This window comes from Methylobacter tundripaludum SV96 (assembly GCF_000190755.2).
Classification (GTDB): domain Bacteria; phylum Pseudomonadota; class Gammaproteobacteria; order Methylococcales; family Methylomonadaceae; genus Methylobacter_A; species Methylobacter_A tundripaludum.
Genome location: NZ_JH109154.1, coordinates 176,175 through 192,569, shown reverse-complemented (window position 1 = coordinate 192,569; position 16,395 = coordinate 176,175). Strand labels below are relative to the sequence as shown.

The following is a 16,395-nucleotide window of genomic DNA, read 5'->3' as shown; positions in this document are numbered from 1 at the left end:
AAGACACGAAGACACGAAGACACGAAGGGCACGAAGTTTATGTTTTCCGTGGTGAATAAAAGATTCGGATATACAGAGTCGAACATCGGCTAACTTGATACAACAACCTGCCGTTGATTTTATAGTTCTCTGTCGAGAGCTTTATTGGATGTAAAATGGCACAAATAAAAATAAATCATCTGGTTATCAATGACGATTCAAGATTCATCCACAAGTCTAAGTCTGCTTAGAGGCTCTTTTAAGCGTTTTTTACCCAATCCCCAAGCTGTTGCACTGGCAATCATTCTGATTGCCAGTTTTGTGCTGATTTATTCATTGTCCGACCTGTTAATGCCGGTTTTCGTATCAATCGTGCTTGCGTACCTACTGGAAGGTCTGGTGAGCAAAGCTGAAAGCATGAACATGCATCGCCTGCCTGCCGTCTATCTGGTGTTTTCAGTGTTTATGGCTTGTTTGGGTTTTTTATTGTTTTATTTGATACCGATGGTTTCACAACAGGCGGTGGAACTGGTTCAACAGATTCCTGAGATACTGAACAGGGCGCAAACCGGGATCTTGCGCTTGCCTGAAATGTACCCGAAATTGGTTTCGGAAAGCAAAATCCAACAGATAATGTTTGCCGTGCAGAGGGAATTGTTAACTTACGGGCAAAATGTGCTGTCGCTCTCGGCGGCATCTGTTGTGGGATTGGTCAGCGTAATGATTTACTTGTTTCTAGTGCCGATGATGGTCTTTTTCTTTTTAAAAGACAAACAGATGTTAATAGCCTGGTTTTTGCAGTTTATGCCCAGAGACAGGAATTTAACTGTACGTGTTTGGGAAGAAGTCGATACTCAGATCGGTAATTATGTGCGCGGCAAGTTCGGCGAGGTTTTTATTCTCTGGGCGGTCAGTTATGTGACTTACGCGACGATGGGGCTGAATTACGCTATGTTGCTGGCTGTTTTGATGGGCTTGCAGGTCATTATTCCCTATGTCGGTGCAACCCTGGTTACCTTCCCGGTTTTAGGTGTCGCTTATTTTCAGTGGGGATTAGGCGGTGATGAGTTTATGTACGTTGTTATTGCCTACTCAATTATCCAGGCGCTCGACGGCGTTGTGTTGGTGCCGGTACTGTTTTCCGAAGCGGTTAATCTGCATGCCGTCGCAATTATTGTCGCCATTTTGCTTTTTGGCGGTTTGTGGGGCTTTTGGGGGGTGTTTTTGGCGATTCCACTAGCGACCGTTGTTAAGGCGGTGCTGACCGCTTGGCCACGGATTGGCGATAACAGTCTGGATGCAAATTATTAGCTGATGTTATGTAATAGCTAAGGCGTTTTTACCACGAAGGACACGAAGTTTTATGTTTCATTCTTCGTGTTCTTCGTGATGTTTTTATACGGCTTACTTAACACATTAATGATTAATTCGGTTAATGTCGCTTAAGCGAATATCTACAAAATATCTGAAGCGTAATCGGCTAAGCGTGAGCGTTCCCCGCGCCGCAAGGTAATATGAGCTCCATGCGGCCAGGTTTTAAAACGGTCTACAACATAAGTCAATCCCGAGGTTGTCGCCGTTAAATAAGGCGTGTCTATCTGCGACAGGTTGCCGATACAGATGATTTTTGTTCCGGGACCTGCCCGTGTTATCAATGTTTTCATTTGTTTCGAGGTCAGGTTTTGAGCCTCATCAATGATCAGGTAGCGATTGAGGAATGTCCGTCCGCGCATGAAGTTAAGCGACCTGATTTTCACCCGGTTCATAATGATGTTGCTGGTTGCGCTTTGCTCCCATTCGCCGTGCTCCGCATTACTGCCCAGCAGTTCAAGGTTATCGATTAATGCGCCCATCCACGGCGCCATTTTTTCTTCTTCCGTACCGGGCAAAAAGCCGATGTCTTCACCGACCGGGACGGTTTCGCGGGTCATGATGATTTCCTGGTAAGCTTTGTTCTCCAGGGTCAAGGTAAGTCCTGCAGCCAGCGCCAACAGGGTTTTTCCGGTGCCCGCCGTACCCAGTAAGGTGACAAAATCAATGTTGGGATCCAACAAAACATTGAGGGCAAAGTTTTGCTCCCGGTTTTTCGCCGTTATGCCCCAGACATTGTTGTGTTTTGCGCGATAATCCTTGGCCAGTTCCAATACTGCAATTTGTCCGTCGCAAGATCTGACGATGGCTTCAAAATTGGTTTCGTCTTCTATGTACAAATATTGGTTGGGATACCATTCGGTTACTATGGGGTCTTCCAGTTTGTAAAAAGTGCGGTTTTTTTCCTGCCAGGATTCCATTTTGGTGCCGTGTACCGTCCAGAAATCCTTTTCCAGCACCATTGCACCGCTGTATAACAAATCAATGTCATCCAGGGTCTGGTCGTTATGGTAGTCTTCCGCAAGCAACTCCAATGTCGCTGCCTTGATGCGCATGTTGATGTCTTTTGATACCAGAATAACGGTGGTGTCAGGTAGTTCCTTAGTGAGCGCCAGGACGATTCTGAGTATGGAGTTGTCGGCAAGGGTGCCGGGCATGCTTTCCGGCAACAGTGCGGTCATGGCGCTGGTCTGGAAATATAAGCGTCCGCCGTCAGTTGTTTCGGCTTTCGGTCCATGTTTTATGCTCGACAACGGTAGGCCGTCGTTGATGGTTTGCTGGTTGGCGTCGCAGATTAATTCATCCAGAAACCGACTGACCTGTCTTACATTGCGCGCCAGTTCGGTTAGGCCTTTTTTCGCATGATCGAGTTCTTCCAGAACAATCATGGGGATAAAAAGGTCATGTTCCTTAAAACGGAAGATGGATGCCGGATCGTGCATCAGCACGTTGGTGTCCAGGACAAACAGTTTTTTACCCGGCGATGATTGAATGTTCATGGTTAGTTGCCGGTGAGTTCGTGTAAGGCTTGCAGCACTTCTTCACAATGGCTTTTGACTTTTACTTTGCGCCATTCATGGACAAGTACGCCCTGGGGATTGATCAGAAAGGTGCTGCGTTCGATGCCTCGAACCTGCTTGCCGTACATGTTTTTCATTTTGATCACGTCAAACAGCTGACACAGTTTTTCATCCGCGTCTGAAAGCAGGTCAAAAGGGAATTCCTGTTTGCATTTAAAGCCTTCGTGAACGCGGACGGTATCACGGGATACGCCTACTATGACGGCGTTGAGTGCGGTGAATTTTTCAATGTTACCGCGAAAACTTTGGCCTTCCTGAGTACAACCGGGCGTATTGTCTTTAGGGTAAAAATAAATAATAAGGTATTTACCTTGGTAGTCGCTTAGGTTTACCGTTTTATCGCCGGTAGATGAAGCCTCAAAATCGGGGACAGCGTTGCCGAGAGTTATCATTATTAAGTCTATCGTTTTATGGGTTCAAGAATGGCATCTATATTTAGCTGGTCGCAGAAATCCAGAAACTCTTCGCGTAGCGATAACAGGTGAAGTTGCGGTGGGATCAAAATCACAAACTTGGTTGAAAACACTGAGGTTTGGATATAGGGTGCCTGATAGCAGCTGCCGGTTATTTCCTCAATATCTATTTCCCGGTCAAACAGAAATGAAGTTATCGATTCTGTGACGTTATCGCGGTCCAGGGATATTGTTTCCAATGAGTAGGGAACGCACTCTTTGATCTTGTCTTTTTGATCGGGCCGCAAGGTATGAATTTTGATGTCCAGTCGTCTCTGGATAATATCCAGAGTGCTTTCAAATTTAGCAATTTGATTCCAATTTCCCTGAATAAGCAGGTATGCCGCAGTGGATTGAGCAAGACGGGATGAGCGTATTTCCAAAATATTACATTTACAGTCGCGCACGGCGGGTAATATTTCGGCAATAAATTTAATCTGATGGTTGCCTAAGGCAGTGATGGCTAGTTGCATTTTGTTTCTTAAAAGTTTTTTTTGGAAGTTTAGCATCAAATGGGTGAAACTTGATGAACATTAAGTTTATTTGGGATTAAAATGATTAAAATTGTTTTTCTGCCTATAAATACTGAATGCTACATTTAAACTTTGTGGTTATCTTACAACTCATTACTGAGCCTGAATATGTCTGATTCAATAGATAAAAAATTAAAAGAAAAACACGATAATCTCGATGATGATTTGGATGCCATGCTCGATGAAGCGGAATCTTCTCTTCTCCCGATAAATGAGTTTCAGGATGATGACGATACTCTTGATAGATTGTTAATGAATGCCGGTTTTGATTCAGATGATGCGTTAATGCAATCAGAGGCGAAAGAGGATGTAAGTCTGCATGATGAGTTGGATGACTTGCTGGGTTTTGACGACTTTGGCGATGATTTCAACGAGCCGAAAAAAACGCAGGCGGTTGTGGAGTTAGAGCAAACGGTAGATGATTCATCTCTTGTTCCGTCAAGTGAGCGTCAAGATGACGAAGATGCGCTTGATAGGTTGCTGATGAATGCGGGATTGGATGCGGATGATGCGCCAATGCAAGCAACCGGGCATGATGATATTAGTGCAGTTGAAGAGTTGGACGACTTTTCCGATTTTTCCGATTTTAGTGATTTTAATGAACCGGACATGGTTCGACAGGACTCGCCGCGAATGGCCGCAACGGAAGACGTTGCTGAGGCTGAATTGGCTGCGGGGAGTTTATCCGCGCTTGCTGATGATATTGACGAATCGGATGTGATTCATGAGGTTGAAGCGTCGGCTCCGGCTTTGGGGGAAATTGAAGAATCAGATGTGGAAGATGATGTCGGTACGGATAAGGAACTCGATGTTTTTTCAGACTTTAGTGATTTCACTGAACCGGATATCCTTCCTGTAGTAGAAATTGATGAGCCTGAACAAGTTATAGAAAGTTTATCTGCGCATGTCGATGATGTCGGCCTGTCGGATGAAATTGATGATTTTTTTAGTCTTAGCGATGATTTTGATGAATCGGATATGATTCAGGATGATGAGGCCGATGTGCCGGTTCAGACTGAAACGGATTTAATCGGGGCCAATCAACAGCCGCAGACAGTAGATGAACAATCCTCCGATGATGAAGATGCCGTTGGGCTGTCGGATGAAATTGATGATTTCTCCGGTTTTAGTGCTGATTTTGACGAATTGGATATGATTCAGGATGATGAGGCTGACGTACCGGTTCAGGCTGAAACGGATTTAATCGGGTCCAATCAAGAGTCGCAAATAGTAGTTGAGCAACCCTCCGATGAGGCGTTGGATGAAGTCGATGAATTCTCCGGCTTTGGCGATGATTTTGATATATCGGATATGATTCAGGATGATGGGGCTGCAGCATCGGTTCCGATTGAAGCGGATTTAATCTCATCCAATCAAGAGCAGCAGGTAGCCGTTGAAGAATCATTTAATGACTTGCTGAATGATGAAAGTGGCCTTGACAGTTTACTCATGGATTCCGGTTTTGATGCAGAGGATGTGTTAGAGCAAACGGCCGGGAAGAAAGATGCATTTGGCGATGATGCGGATTTGAGCGAAATTGATGACTTTTTTCAATTGGATGAGGTGAGTGATGATTTTTCCAATGAGACAGAGGCAGATCAGTTAGCGGAAACTGAACAATCAATTCAAGATGAAGATGATTTTCTTTTACCTGATTTTGATATTACCGCCGACATGGAAATATCCGACATGGGGGGGAGCTCAGGAATCAAAGAAGATGATTTAGCCGATGCCTTTGGTGACACCGATTTCTTGAACGAAGATGAAGCTGTGCAGGCTCTTAACGCGGGAGCTGACGAAGCAATAATAGCCGAATCTCAACCGAAACAAGCTGCCGATGCCGCTATAGAAGATCCTGAAAATGTAAAATTGAGTCCATTTGAGTTTGAACAGGAAGATGTTAAAAAGAAGCTGGAAGACGCTGAAAATAAAGTAAAAAAAGCAAAGCTTTTCAGTTATGCGGCGCTGGGATTTGGCGCTGTTGCGTTAAGTGCGGCAGCTGGATTGGGTGTAATGACTTACGGCGCAAAAGCTGAAGTTTCAAAATTAACTGAACAGGTTTCAACGCTTGAGGCAAACCTGGCAAAGACTGCTGAAAATAATCCTAATGAAGAAATTAACGCAGTAATGAGTTCTGTTGTGCAGTTGAATCATCAGGTCTATGGTTTTATAACGGAACTCAAAGGAAATCCCCAGATTCCTGTTGATTTATTAAACAACAATGTGTCCGATATTGTGGCTAAACAGGGCATGGTAAGCAAGGCGCTTGACATGCTACAGGTCAAAATGGGGGCGGAAGGAAAGATGCCTTTGGAGTCATTGGTTGCCGAACCTCACAAGGCTGAAGCGGTGCATGAGCCCGCACCGGCTAAAGAAGGAAAGATTGCACCGGTCAAAACCGGAACAGCGCCGGAACAGACGCCTACTAAGCCGACCAAAGAGGAAGCGGCGCACGAACACGTATCAACCAAGGAGGAAGCTGCGCATGAGATTGCACCGACCAAAGAAAGAGCCAAGCATGAAGTTGCGCCTGCTAAAGTAGAGGCTGTGCCTGAAACCGCGCTTACCAAAGTCAAAGCTCAGCCCGAAGCGGTACCGGCCACACCAATAACACCGCCGAAAGCTGTTGTTAAAGAGGAACCTGTAAAGCCAAGCAAGCAAACAACTGCTGCTGCAAAGTGGGGGGTAAATCTGGTGGCATTTAAACAGGAATGGTTTGCCAAAAGCAAAGCGGCTGAATTTGCACGACTGGGTGTTTTTGCCGAAGTAATCCCGGTCCATGAAAAGAATACAACGATGTACCGGTTGCGAGTCGGGGGCTTTAAAAGCAAAGCGGACGCGTTTTCCAATACGGATAGGATAAAAAAGACACTGAATTTGGATTCGGTTTGGGTAAGTGATAACTAGAGCTAATGCCGGCTGTGAGAGAGAAAAAACTTGTTGTAGCGGTGTCATCCAGAGCGTTATTCAATCTGGATGAATCGCATGCGATATTTGAAACGCAAGGTCGGGAAGCCTTTTGCCGTTATCAAATAGAACATGAAGATGAAACTTTGGAACCGGGTTACGGCTTTGCCCTGGTTAAAAAGTTTTTGAGCTTAAATGACAGCTGCCCCGATGATCCTCTGGTTGAAATTATTCTGTTATCACAAAATAGTGCGGATACGGGGTTAAGGATTTTCAATTCCATTGCTCATTATCAGCTGAATATTATCCGCGCGGCATTTACCAGCGGCGCATCTCCGTATGGATACATTCCTGCATTCGGTGCGCATCTGTTTTTATCGACCAATGCCGATGATGTCGCCAAGGCGCTGGGTGCGGGTTTTGCGGCAGCGACCATTCTTTGCGGACCTTCCACGACGCATCATTCCGATCAGCTGCGCATCGCTTTTGATGGTGATTCGGTATTGTTTTCCGATGAGTCTGAGCGGATTTATCAGCAGCGAGGCCTGGATGTGTTTACCGAAAATGAGCGTAACGAAGCCAAAAAACCTTTGCCGGGAGGACCCTTTAAAGACTTTTTAAGCGCCTTGCATCATATTCAAACGCAGTTTGATCCTCAATCGTCCCCGATAAGAACCGCATTAGTGACCGCTCGAGCGGCTCCGGCTCATGAACGGGTCGTCAGGACGCTAAGAGATTGGGGCATTCGTATCGATGAAGCGCTGTTTTTGGGAGGCATAGACAAGGGCGCTTTTTTGAAGGCATTCGGTGCGGATATTTTCTTTGATGATCAAAAAGGTCATTGCGAGTCTGCCGCCCGGCACGTCGCCGCTGCGCATGTACCGCATGGCATCACTAACCGGAAGACTAGGCTATAAAATCGTCTGTTTTGAAGTGGCTCCCGCTTGTTCTTTGACCAGTTTCGGAACCAGATAGCCGGGCAGGGCGGCTTGAACTTGGTGCATAAGCGCCAGAGCTTCGGCTTCAGAAACTTCAAAATGCCCCGTTCCAGTCGCTTTGTCCAATAAATGCAAATAATAGGGGGTAATGCCGTGGCTGAACAATTGTTCGCTCAGCTCACCTAGAACTTCCGCATTGTCATTGACGCCTCTTAACAGCACGGATTGATTAAATAAGGTGATGCCTGAGTTTTTCAGTGAGGCGCAGGCGGCAATAACCCGGTCACTGATCTCATTGGCATGGTTGCAATGCACGATGATGATTATTTGTTTGGGGCTTTGGGTCAGTGTGTTAATGAATTCATCGGTTATCCGGGCGGGCAGAACGATAGGCAGCCGGCTGTGTATTCGGATGCGTTTCAGGTGCTTGATGCCGTCCAGTTGCCGAATAAGCCGAGTGAGTCTCGAATCGCTTAGCAGTAAAGGGTCGCCGCCGCTTAAAATAACTTCCGAGATACTCGGATCGTCCTGTATGGCTTGAATGGCGGCATCTTCTTTTTGTTTGCTAAGTTGTAAATCAGCGTACGGAAAATTACGACGGAAACAATACCGGCAATTGATAGCGCAACTGCCGGTGTTGATAAACAAAACCCGGCCATGATATTTGTGTAAAACACCGACCTGGGTGGCTGCCGCGAGATCGCCGACAGGGTCATTGCTAAAACCCGGATAGGCGAACAGTTCCTCCTTAATAGGCAATACCTGGCGTAATAAAGGGTCATGCGGATTGCCTTTTTCCATGCAGGCAGCAAAACTTAACGGAACGCGTAAAGGGAAATTTTCTGCAGCAATATCTGAAACCGGTAAGTCATCCGGCGATAAGTGCAGGTAACGGCAAAGGTCTTCAATATTATTAAAAGCTTCGGCAAGTTGTTGTTGCCAGTTTTTAGTAAAGTGCTGGATTTCGGACTGTGGCTCGGGCATGGGAGGTTATTTAAAGTTTCTATCGGTTGTTGCCTCTATTATAATGGTTAAGTTTTACATTGTTTGTCATCTTTGAGGATAAAATGGCCAGTTATAGTACTAATGAGTTTAAAGCCGGGTTAAAAGTTATGTTGGATAACGATCCCTGTGCAATTATTGAAAATGAATTCGTAAAACCGGGAAAAGGTCAAGCCTTTAACCGGGTAAAAATCAGGAACTTGAAAACTGGCCGGGTGATTGAAAGAACCTTTAAGTCGGGCGAGTCGCTTGAAGGCGCCGATGTTGTCGATGTCGAGATGCAATATCTCTATAACGACGGTCAATTCAGGCATTTTATGGTGCCGGACACTTTTGAGCAGTATCAGACTGATGAAAAGATTGTGGGTGAGGCCGGTAAATGGCTTAAAGATCAGGATACCTGTACGGTAACCTTGTGGAATGATGCGCCTCTTGCGATCTCGCCGCCCAATTTTGTCGATTTGGCAATTACTGAAACTGATCCCGGTGTGCGTGGCGATACTTCGGGCGGCGGCGGTAAACCTGCGACCTTGGAAACTGGCGCGGTAGTCAGGGTGCCTTTGTTTGTGCAAATCGGTGAAGTGATTAAGGTCGATACCCGTACCGGCGAATACGTTTCCCGCGTAAAAGAATAGTGTTGCTTGACTGGCGGCCGACATGCGCCATAGAGCTGATGCGTTTAAGAGCGCAGATGCTGTCCGAGATACGGCAGTTTTTCGCTGAAAGATCGGTGCTGGAGGTGGAGACGCCGCTGCTCAGCCACAGCATCGGAACGGATCCGCAGTTGGCGTTTTTTACAACTGAGTATTGTTTGTCGCCATTGCGGCAAACACTGTTTTTGCAAACATCGCCTGAGTTTGCAATGAAACGGCTACTTGCAGCCGGCAGCGGTTCTATTTACCAGATAGGTAAAGCATTCAGGAACGGCGAGTCGGGGCGGTTCCATAATCCTGAATTTACGATGCTTGAATGGTATCGGGTCGGATTTACATTGCCTCAATTAATGGATGAAATCGCCGAGCTGATCGCTGGGCTGTTTAGTGGTCAGCCTTTACAAGAAACACAAAGAGTCAGTTATCAGGAGATATTTGGTTCGTTTACCGGCTTGGATCCGTTGGTATTTTCGTATCAGGATTACTGTGCTTTTGCCAGAGAATTCCAACTATCTGAGGCAGTGGCTATTTGCGGACACGACCATGCGGTATGGCTTGATTTTATCTTCAGTCATAAAGTCCAGCCGCATTTGGGCGACAATGCGTTATGTATGGTTTACGGTTATCCCGCTTGTCAGTCGTCATTAGCAAGAATCAATGAACAGTGTTCGCTGATTACTGATCGAGTTGAATTATTTATCAATGGCATTGAACTGGGTAATGGTTACTATGAGCTGGTTGATGCCGATGAACAGAGCAAGCGCTTTAACAAGGAGCTGGTTATCAGGCAACAACAAAAATTAGCTGTTTCCGTTAAAGATAAGCGCCTTGTTTCGGCTCTGGAATCGGGATTGCCGGAATGCTCGGGCGTGGCTATAGGCCTGGATCGGTTATTGATGCTGTTGTCAGGCAGTGAATCTATTGAGGATGTGCTTAGTTTTCCTATTCACAGGGCTTAAGCTCGTTTAAATATTTACTGTGATATAATCCGCCAGATCTTTAACATTGGGCAATGCCGTTTTATTTTTAGACTTCTACATGAAATTAAATACTCTTTCTCGCTTGCTATTGTTATTTCTACTTGTTTCCCAGGCGGTTAAAGGTGATGAAGAGTTTGTTGTAGAGGATATTAAAGTCAAGGGCCTGCAGCGCATCTCTGTTGGTACCGTCTATAACTATCTCCCCGTTAATGTGGGCGAAAAGTTTTCATTGGATAATGTGGCTCCGGCAATCAAAGCATTATTCAAAACCGGTTTTTTTAAGGATATTTCTCTGGAAAGAGAAGGCTCAACGCTGATCGTTAATGTGGTAGAGAGACCCTCCATCGCAAAAATCATTTTTGAAGGCAATAAAGACCTGAGTAAAGACGACTTGACCAAAGCCTTGAAGAAAATTGGTTTGGCGGAAGGCAAGGTATTCGACCAGCAGGTGTTGGATAAAGTCGAGCAGGAATTGAGCCGCCAATATTTCAGTCACGGTAAATACGGCTTGAAAATCACTACGGATGTGTCCAACCTTACCCGCAACCGGGTTGGTATTCATATCAAGATTTCCGAGGGCAGGGTAGCAAAGATCAAGCAGATCAATGTTGTCGGCAATAATGTTTTTGATGATAAAACGCTGTTGCGCAACCTTGAATTGAATACTTCTAATTTATTATCGTTCTATACCAAGGACGATCAATACTCCAAACAAAAGTTGCAGGCAGACTTGGAGACTTTACGCTCCTATTACCTGGATCGCGGCTATATCAACTTTAACATCGAGTCCACGCAGGTGGCGATTACCCCGGATAAAAAAGACATTTATGTCACCATCAATGTTAAAGAAGGTGATATTTATAAGCTGGAAAAAGTTAAATTAGCCGGTAATCTGGTGGTGGCTCCTCCAGAGCTTATTAAGCTGGTAAAGGTCGGTCCGGGAGAAACTTTTTCCAGAAAAAACGCTACTGAAACCTCTAAAGCAATTTCCGATCGCTTGGGGGATGACGGCTACGCTTTTGCTAACGTCAACATGGTGCCGGAAATCAACGAAGCCAAAAAAACAGTGGATATGACTTTTTTTGTCGATCCGGGCAAACGCGTTTATGTCAGGCGCATCAACATGAAAGGCAATAGCAAAACCCGTGATGAAGTACTGCGCCGCGAAATGCGACAAATGGAGTCCAGTTGGGCTTCAAGTTCAAAGATTGAACGGTCGAAAACGCGCCTCGAACGCTTGGGCTATTTCGAAGAGGTGAATGTTGAAACGCCGCCGGTTACAGGCACTGCCGACCAGATTGATGTTAATTATTCGGTAGTTGAAAAGCCCTCCGGCAATTTGTCGGCCGGTGTCGGGTTTTCCCAAACCCAAGGGATAGTGTTGAATGCCAATATTGCCCAGGATAACGTTTTCGGCTCGGGCAAGCGGGTGAATGTCGCCTTTAATAATAGTTCTTATGCTACAAGTTATCAGTTTGGTTTTTTCAATCCTTATTTCACCGTGGACGGGGTGAGTCAGGGCTATAACTTGGGCTATACCAAACGAAATGCCGGACAAATTAATATTGCCAATTATTCAACCAATGTGATGAATGCAGGGGTGAACTTTGGTATACCGTTGAATGAATTCGACAGTTTGCGTTTTGATGTTGATGCAAAACATACCGAGCTGAGTACCACTGATTATTCATCCAATGAAATTTGCGATTTCATTTATGGCAATAATGGTACAAATCAGTGTACAAATAATTCGGGCACTATAGGAGCTGCCAATACCCGGCCAATAGTTAAGGCTACCGGCGATACGTTTCTGACGCTGGCGCCAGCAGTGGGCTGGACCCACGATACGCTTAATCGGGCAATTTTCCCGAACAGGGGTCAACAGCAGCGTTTTTCTGCGTTGGCGACAGTCCCAGGCAGCGATCTGGAATATTATAAAGTCGGTTATAAGCATCAACTTTATTTTCCATTGGCTAAAGACTTTACGTTCAGGCTGCAGGGTGAGGTGGGGTACGGCGACGGTTATGGAAACACAGCGAGCTTGCCTTTCTTTGAAAATTATTTCGGCGGCGGCACGGGATCTATACGCGGCTTCAAGAATAATACGGTGGGGCCCAGAGACTCCAATGGTTTTGCATTTGGCGGCTCCAGTAAAATTATCGGTAATGCCGAAATGTTTTTTCCGGTGCCTTTTATGCCGGAGACAAAATCAGTCAGGTTGGGCACCTTTTTGGATGCAGGATCCATTAATAATGGCTTTAAAGCTAACAACTTGAAGTATTCTGTCGGGGTTTCAGGGGAGTGGTTGTCGCCTTTCGGCGCTTTATCCGTCAGTGCCGCGTTACCATTAAATGCCGCTTCTTCCGCAACGGCAGCTGATGGCACTATTACAGGGGATCAAAAACAGATGTTTCAATTCAATTTCGGTCAGAATTTCTAGAAGAAGATGTTTTTGTTATAGGGGCTACCGGCCGGTAGCCCCTACGGTTATAATTTAACGCAATAGCCGTATTTTTAATCATTATTTATTTTAATTTCACCAGAGACCCGTTTAACAATGAAAATGAAAATTGCTTTATTCTTAGGATTGTTGCTTGCTGCTAATGCAAGCTATGCTGATTTAAAAATTGGCTTTGTCAATATACCAGCCGTTCTTGAAAAAGCACCTCAGGCAGAAAAAGCCAAAAAACGCCTGGAACAAGAATTTTCACCGCGAGATAAGCAATTAGTCGCCCAGCAAAAAGAAATCCAAAGCATGGACGAAAGAATGGCCAAAGACGCGGCAGTGATGGGCGAGTCGGCGCGAGTCAATCTGGAAAAAGATATTCTAAATAAGAAAAGAGATGCAAAAAGAGCCCAGCAGGAGTTTAGCGAGGATTTTAATGCGCGTCGTAATGAAGAATTGGGTAAATTACAACGCCGTATCGTTGAAGCTATTCGTGAAATAGCCAAGGATCAAAATTTTGATTTGTTACTTACCGATGGCGTTATTTATGCCAGTGACAAAATCGACGTAACCAGTCAAGTTCAACAAAAGTTGTCAACCATGCCGGAATAATTACATACGGGTTTTTATTTAATCGCATAGTCATCAACTTTTAAGAGAAGCATCCTCAAATATGTCCATTAAGCTAGATATTTTACAAATACAAGAATTCTTGCCACATCGTTACCCTTTTTTATTGGTTGATAAGGTTGTTGAGTGCGAACCTGGCGTTAGATTGCTGGGAGTGAAAAACGTTACTTATAACGAACCGTTTTTTCAAGGACATTTTCCACAAAAACCCATTATGCCGGGCGTGCTGATTTTGGAAGCGCTGGCCCAATCCACGGGATTGCTGGCATCGGAAACGGCTGGGGATGAATTGGCCGGGATGATTTATTATCTGGTCGGCATTGATAAGGCCAAGTTTAAAAGACCCGTTGTACCCGGCGATCAATTAATGCTGGAAGCACGATTCCTTAAAAGTAAGCGTAACATCTGGGCATTTGAATGCCGTGCAGAAGTCGATGGCGAGTTCGTCGCAAGTGCCGAAATCAGATGTGCAGCAGTGGTAAATTGATTTGATCGATCCAACAGCGATAGTTGATAGCAAAGCGGAGCTGGCTGACGACGTGTCGGTTGGCCCGTTTTCCGTCATAGGGGCCGGTGTACAAATCGGCGCCGGTACGGTGATAGGTTCCCACGTTGTTATCAAAGGACCTACTACGATAGGTAAAGATAATCGCATCTATCAATTCACCTCCATCGGCGAAGATCCCCAAGACAAAAAGTATGCGGCTGAAATAACCCGCCTGGAAATCGGCGATAGAAATACGATACGTGAGTACACCTCTATGCACAGAGGGACGAAGCAGGATCGTAGCCTTACCAAGATAGGCAATGACAACCTGTTTATGGCGTATACCCATGTGGCGCATGATTGCATTATTGGCAATCATGTCATTATGGCCAACGGGGCCTCATTGGCCGGGCATGTGCATTTACATAGCCATGCCATTTTGGGTGGATTTACCCTGGTGCATCAGTTTACCCAAATAGGCCAGTACAGCTTTGCTGCGATGGGCAGTGCGATTACCCAGGATATTCCCCCCTTTGTTATGGTCGGCGGCAAGCCTACCAGGCCGCACGGCATAAATTCAGTCGGCATGGAACGTAACGGCATTTCTCCTGAAGACATCAGGTTAATCAGAAAAGCCTACAAGATAATTTACAAGACCAACCTGCGTCTGGAAGATGCCATTGATCAAATGGAAGACCTGGCCGGTGAAAGTAAGGAATTGTCCGATATGGTCAGCTTTTTACGCAATGTAAATCGCGGCATATTGCGCTAGGCGCCGCCTTGGCGTGAGTAAAATCGCGCTTAAATTGCCTCAGGACCGAAAAAGTTATGGATGATGAATTTTCAATAAAAATCCCTCAAGGTTGTATCGTTGCCGGAGTTGACGAAGCAGGCCGTGGACCGCTTGCAGGCCCGGTCTTCGCGGCAGCGGTTATCCTGGATCCGATGCGGCCGATAGCCGGATTGGCCGATTCCAAAATTCTTAGCGAAAGCAAACGGAACAGTCTTTATATCATCATCAAGGAAGCCGCTTTAAGTTGGTCGATTGCCCAAGCCGGCGTTGACGAGATTGATGGACTCAATATTCTTCAGGCAACGCTATTGGCAATGCAAAGGGCAGTAGAGGGCTTGAACATCCAGCCTGATGAAGTTTTAGTGGATGGCAACAGGCTCCCTAAATTGTCCATGCCTGCTCAGGCTATCGTTAAAGGGGACAGTAAGGTCCAGGCGATCAGCGCGGCGTCAATATTAGCGAAAGTCGAACGAGATAAACTGATGGTTGACTATCATCAACAATACCCCGACTTTGCGTTTCATGTGCATAAGGGCTACGGCACCAAACAGCATCTGGCCGAAATCGAACAGTTCGGCTTTTTAGCCGTACACAGAAGAACATTCAATCCGGTAAAAACCATGCTGATACAGCAAGGCATAGGTTAAGCCAACTCAAGCGGACCTTCGTTCATTAACGCGATTTGCTCGCGCAGTTCAATGATCCTGTCCTGCCAATAACGCGGCGTATCAAACCACGGGAACGCCATCGGAAACGCAGGATCATCCCAGCGCCGTGCAATCCACGCCGAATAATGAATCAGGCGCAAAGTACGCAGGGCTTCTATAAGATGCAGTTCCCGGGTATCGAAATCGTAAAAAGTTCGGTAACCGGTTAGCAGGTGGTTCAATTGCACGGTCATTTCGGCTCGATCCCCGGACAGCAACATCCATAAGTCCTGTATCGCAGGTCCCATTCGGCTGTCGTCGAAATCAACAAAATGCGGGCCGTCATCGGTCCATAAAATATTGCCGGGATAACAGTCGCCGTGCAGGCGCAAGGTTTTTACCTTACCGGCACGTTCAAAGCAACGCCTCACGCCATCCAGCGCATGCTCAGTGACACTACGATAAGCTTCGATAAGATCGGCAGGGATGAAATTATTTGCCAGCAGATAAGCTCTGGGTTCATCACCGAAATTGGCGATATCGAGAGTCGGGCGCTCCTTGAAAGGCTTTAAAGCGCCGATGGCATGAATGCGAGCGATAAACCGTCCCATCCATTCCAGCTTTTCGCGGCCTTCAAGCTCAGGTACACGGCCGCCTTGCCTTGGAAATACGGAAAAGCGGAAACCGTCGGCGTGGATTAAGGTCTGATTATCGCCGAATGGCATTGCCGGTACCACAGGGATTTCAGACTCGAACAATTCCTGAACGAACGCGTGTTCTTCAAGAATGGCGGCAGTCGTCCAGCGCTCGGGTCTGTAGAACTTGGTGACAATAAAAGATGCGTCTGCCATGCCGACCTGGTAGACGCGGTTTTCATAACTATTCAGCGCCAACAGTCGGCCGTCGCTATGCAGGCCGATACTGTCGAGCGCATTCAAAATTATATCGGGAGTCAGGGCTGAAAAAGGAGTCAGATTAGTATTCATGGTTACCATTG

The 16,395-nt window shown here is 46.0% G+C and carries 15 protein-coding genes; 10 read left to right on the top strand and 5 right to left on the bottom strand.

All coding sequences use genetic code 11. The features are described from left to right. Nucleotides 1–189 precede the first annotated feature (189 nt). Nucleotides 190–1,290 (top strand): AI-2E family transporter, encoded by a 1,101-nt coding sequence (locus METTU_RS20620; RefSeq protein WP_006893960.1) that lies wholly within the window; start codon nucleotides 190–192, stop codon nucleotides 1,288–1,290. 143 nt (nucleotides 1,291–1,433) lie between these two features. Here the strand turns inward: METTU_RS20620 and METTU_RS20615 are convergent, their stop codons facing one another. From METTU_RS20615 to METTU_RS20605, 3 genes are read right to left on the bottom strand one after another with little or no spacing between them, the layout of a single operon-like run. Next, nucleotides 1,434–2,849, bottom strand: coding sequence for a PhoH family protein (locus tag METTU_RS20615; protein WP_006893959.1), 1,416 nt, complete (start codon nucleotides 2,847–2,849; stop codon nucleotides 1,434–1,436). A gap of 2 nt (nucleotides 2,850–2,851) precedes the next feature. Next, complete coding sequence (locus METTU_RS20610; protein WP_006893958.1) at nucleotides 2,852–3,322, bottom strand: peroxiredoxin; 471 nt, start codon at nucleotides 3,320–3,322, stop codon at nucleotides 2,852–2,854. 8 nt (nucleotides 3,323–3,330) lie between these two features. Beyond that, the gene (locus METTU_RS20605) at nucleotides 3,331–3,855 is read right to left on the bottom strand and encodes a glycine cleavage system transcriptional repressor (RefSeq protein WP_027150118.1); all 525 of its coding nucleotides are present in this window, start codon (nucleotides 3,853–3,855) and stop codon (nucleotides 3,331–3,333) included. 168 nt (nucleotides 3,856–4,023) lie between these two features. Here METTU_RS20605 and METTU_RS20600 point away from each other — a divergent pair, with 168 nt between their 5' ends. Then, nucleotides 4,024–6,822, top strand: coding sequence for an SPOR domain-containing protein (locus tag METTU_RS20600; protein ID WP_006893956.1), 2,799 nt, complete (start codon nucleotides 4,024–4,026; stop codon nucleotides 6,820–6,822). 5 nt (nucleotides 6,823–6,827) lie between these two features. Next, nucleotides 6,828–7,739 carry a 5'-nucleotidase gene (locus tag METTU_RS20595; protein WP_006893955.1) on the top strand — a complete coding sequence of 304 codons (912 nt, stop codon included), beginning with the start codon at nucleotides 6,828–6,830 and terminating at the stop codon, nucleotides 7,737–7,739. Here the strand turns inward: METTU_RS20595 and epmB are convergent. After that, nucleotides 7,734–8,744 (bottom strand): EF-P beta-lysylation protein EpmB, encoded by a 1,011-nt coding sequence (gene epmB / locus METTU_RS20590; RefSeq protein WP_006893954.1) that lies wholly within the window; start codon nucleotides 8,742–8,744, stop codon nucleotides 7,734–7,736. The two genes, METTU_RS20595 and epmB, sit on opposite strands and share 6 nt — an antisense overlap. An 83-nt stretch (nucleotides 8,745–8,827) precedes the next feature. Between epmB and efp the strand changes: the two genes are divergently transcribed. The 7 genes from efp to rnhB all read left to right on the top strand — a co-directional run bounded on the left by efp (nucleotide 8,828) and on the right by rnhB (nucleotide 15,398). Then, nucleotides 8,828–9,397: an elongation factor P gene (gene efp, locus METTU_RS20585; protein WP_006893953.1), complete on the top strand. Its 570-nt coding sequence runs from the start codon at nucleotides 8,828–8,830 to the stop codon at nucleotides 9,395–9,397. Between the two features lie 2 nt (nucleotides 9,398–9,399). Then, nucleotides 9,400–10,374: an EF-P lysine aminoacylase EpmA gene (epmA, locus tag METTU_RS20580; protein ID WP_006893952.1), complete on the top strand. Its 975-nt coding sequence runs from the start codon at nucleotides 9,400–9,402 to the stop codon at nucleotides 10,372–10,374. A 79-nt stretch (nucleotides 10,375–10,453) separates the two neighbouring features. Further along, nucleotides 10,454–12,835 (top strand): outer membrane protein assembly factor BamA, encoded by a 2,382-nt coding sequence (gene bamA / locus METTU_RS20575; protein ID WP_006893951.1) that lies wholly within the window; start codon nucleotides 10,454–10,456, stop codon nucleotides 12,833–12,835. 117 nt (nucleotides 12,836–12,952) lie between these two features. Further along, nucleotides 12,953–13,453: an OmpH/Skp family outer membrane protein gene (locus METTU_RS20570; protein WP_006893950.1), complete on the top strand. Its 501-nt coding sequence runs from the start codon at nucleotides 12,953–12,955 to the stop codon at nucleotides 13,451–13,453. Between the two features lie 61 nt (nucleotides 13,454–13,514). After that, entirely contained in the window at nucleotides 13,515–13,958 is a 444-nt protein-coding gene (gene fabZ / locus METTU_RS20565) for a 3-hydroxyacyl-ACP dehydratase FabZ (RefSeq protein WP_006893949.1), read from the top strand. A 1-nt stretch (nucleotide 13,959) separates the two neighbouring features. Beyond that, on the top strand, nucleotides 13,960–14,730 hold the full coding sequence (gene lpxA, locus METTU_RS20560; RefSeq protein ID WP_006893948.1) for an acyl-ACP--UDP-N-acetylglucosamine O-acyltransferase: 771 nt from the start codon (nucleotides 13,960–13,962) through the stop codon (nucleotides 14,728–14,730). A 56-nt stretch (nucleotides 14,731–14,786) separates the two neighbouring features. Beyond that, nucleotides 14,787–15,398, top strand: a complete 612-nt coding sequence (rnhB, locus tag METTU_RS20555) for a ribonuclease HII (RefSeq protein WP_006893947.1) — start codon at nucleotides 14,787–14,789, stop codon at nucleotides 15,396–15,398. Here rnhB and METTU_RS20550 read toward each other — a convergent pair. Continuing rightward, nucleotides 15,395–16,384, bottom strand: a complete 990-nt coding sequence (locus METTU_RS20550; protein ID WP_040581715.1) for a serine/threonine protein kinase — start codon at nucleotides 16,382–16,384, stop codon at nucleotides 15,395–15,397. The two genes, rnhB and METTU_RS20550, sit on opposite strands and share 4 nt — an antisense overlap. Nucleotides 16,385–16,395 lie beyond the last annotated feature (11 nt).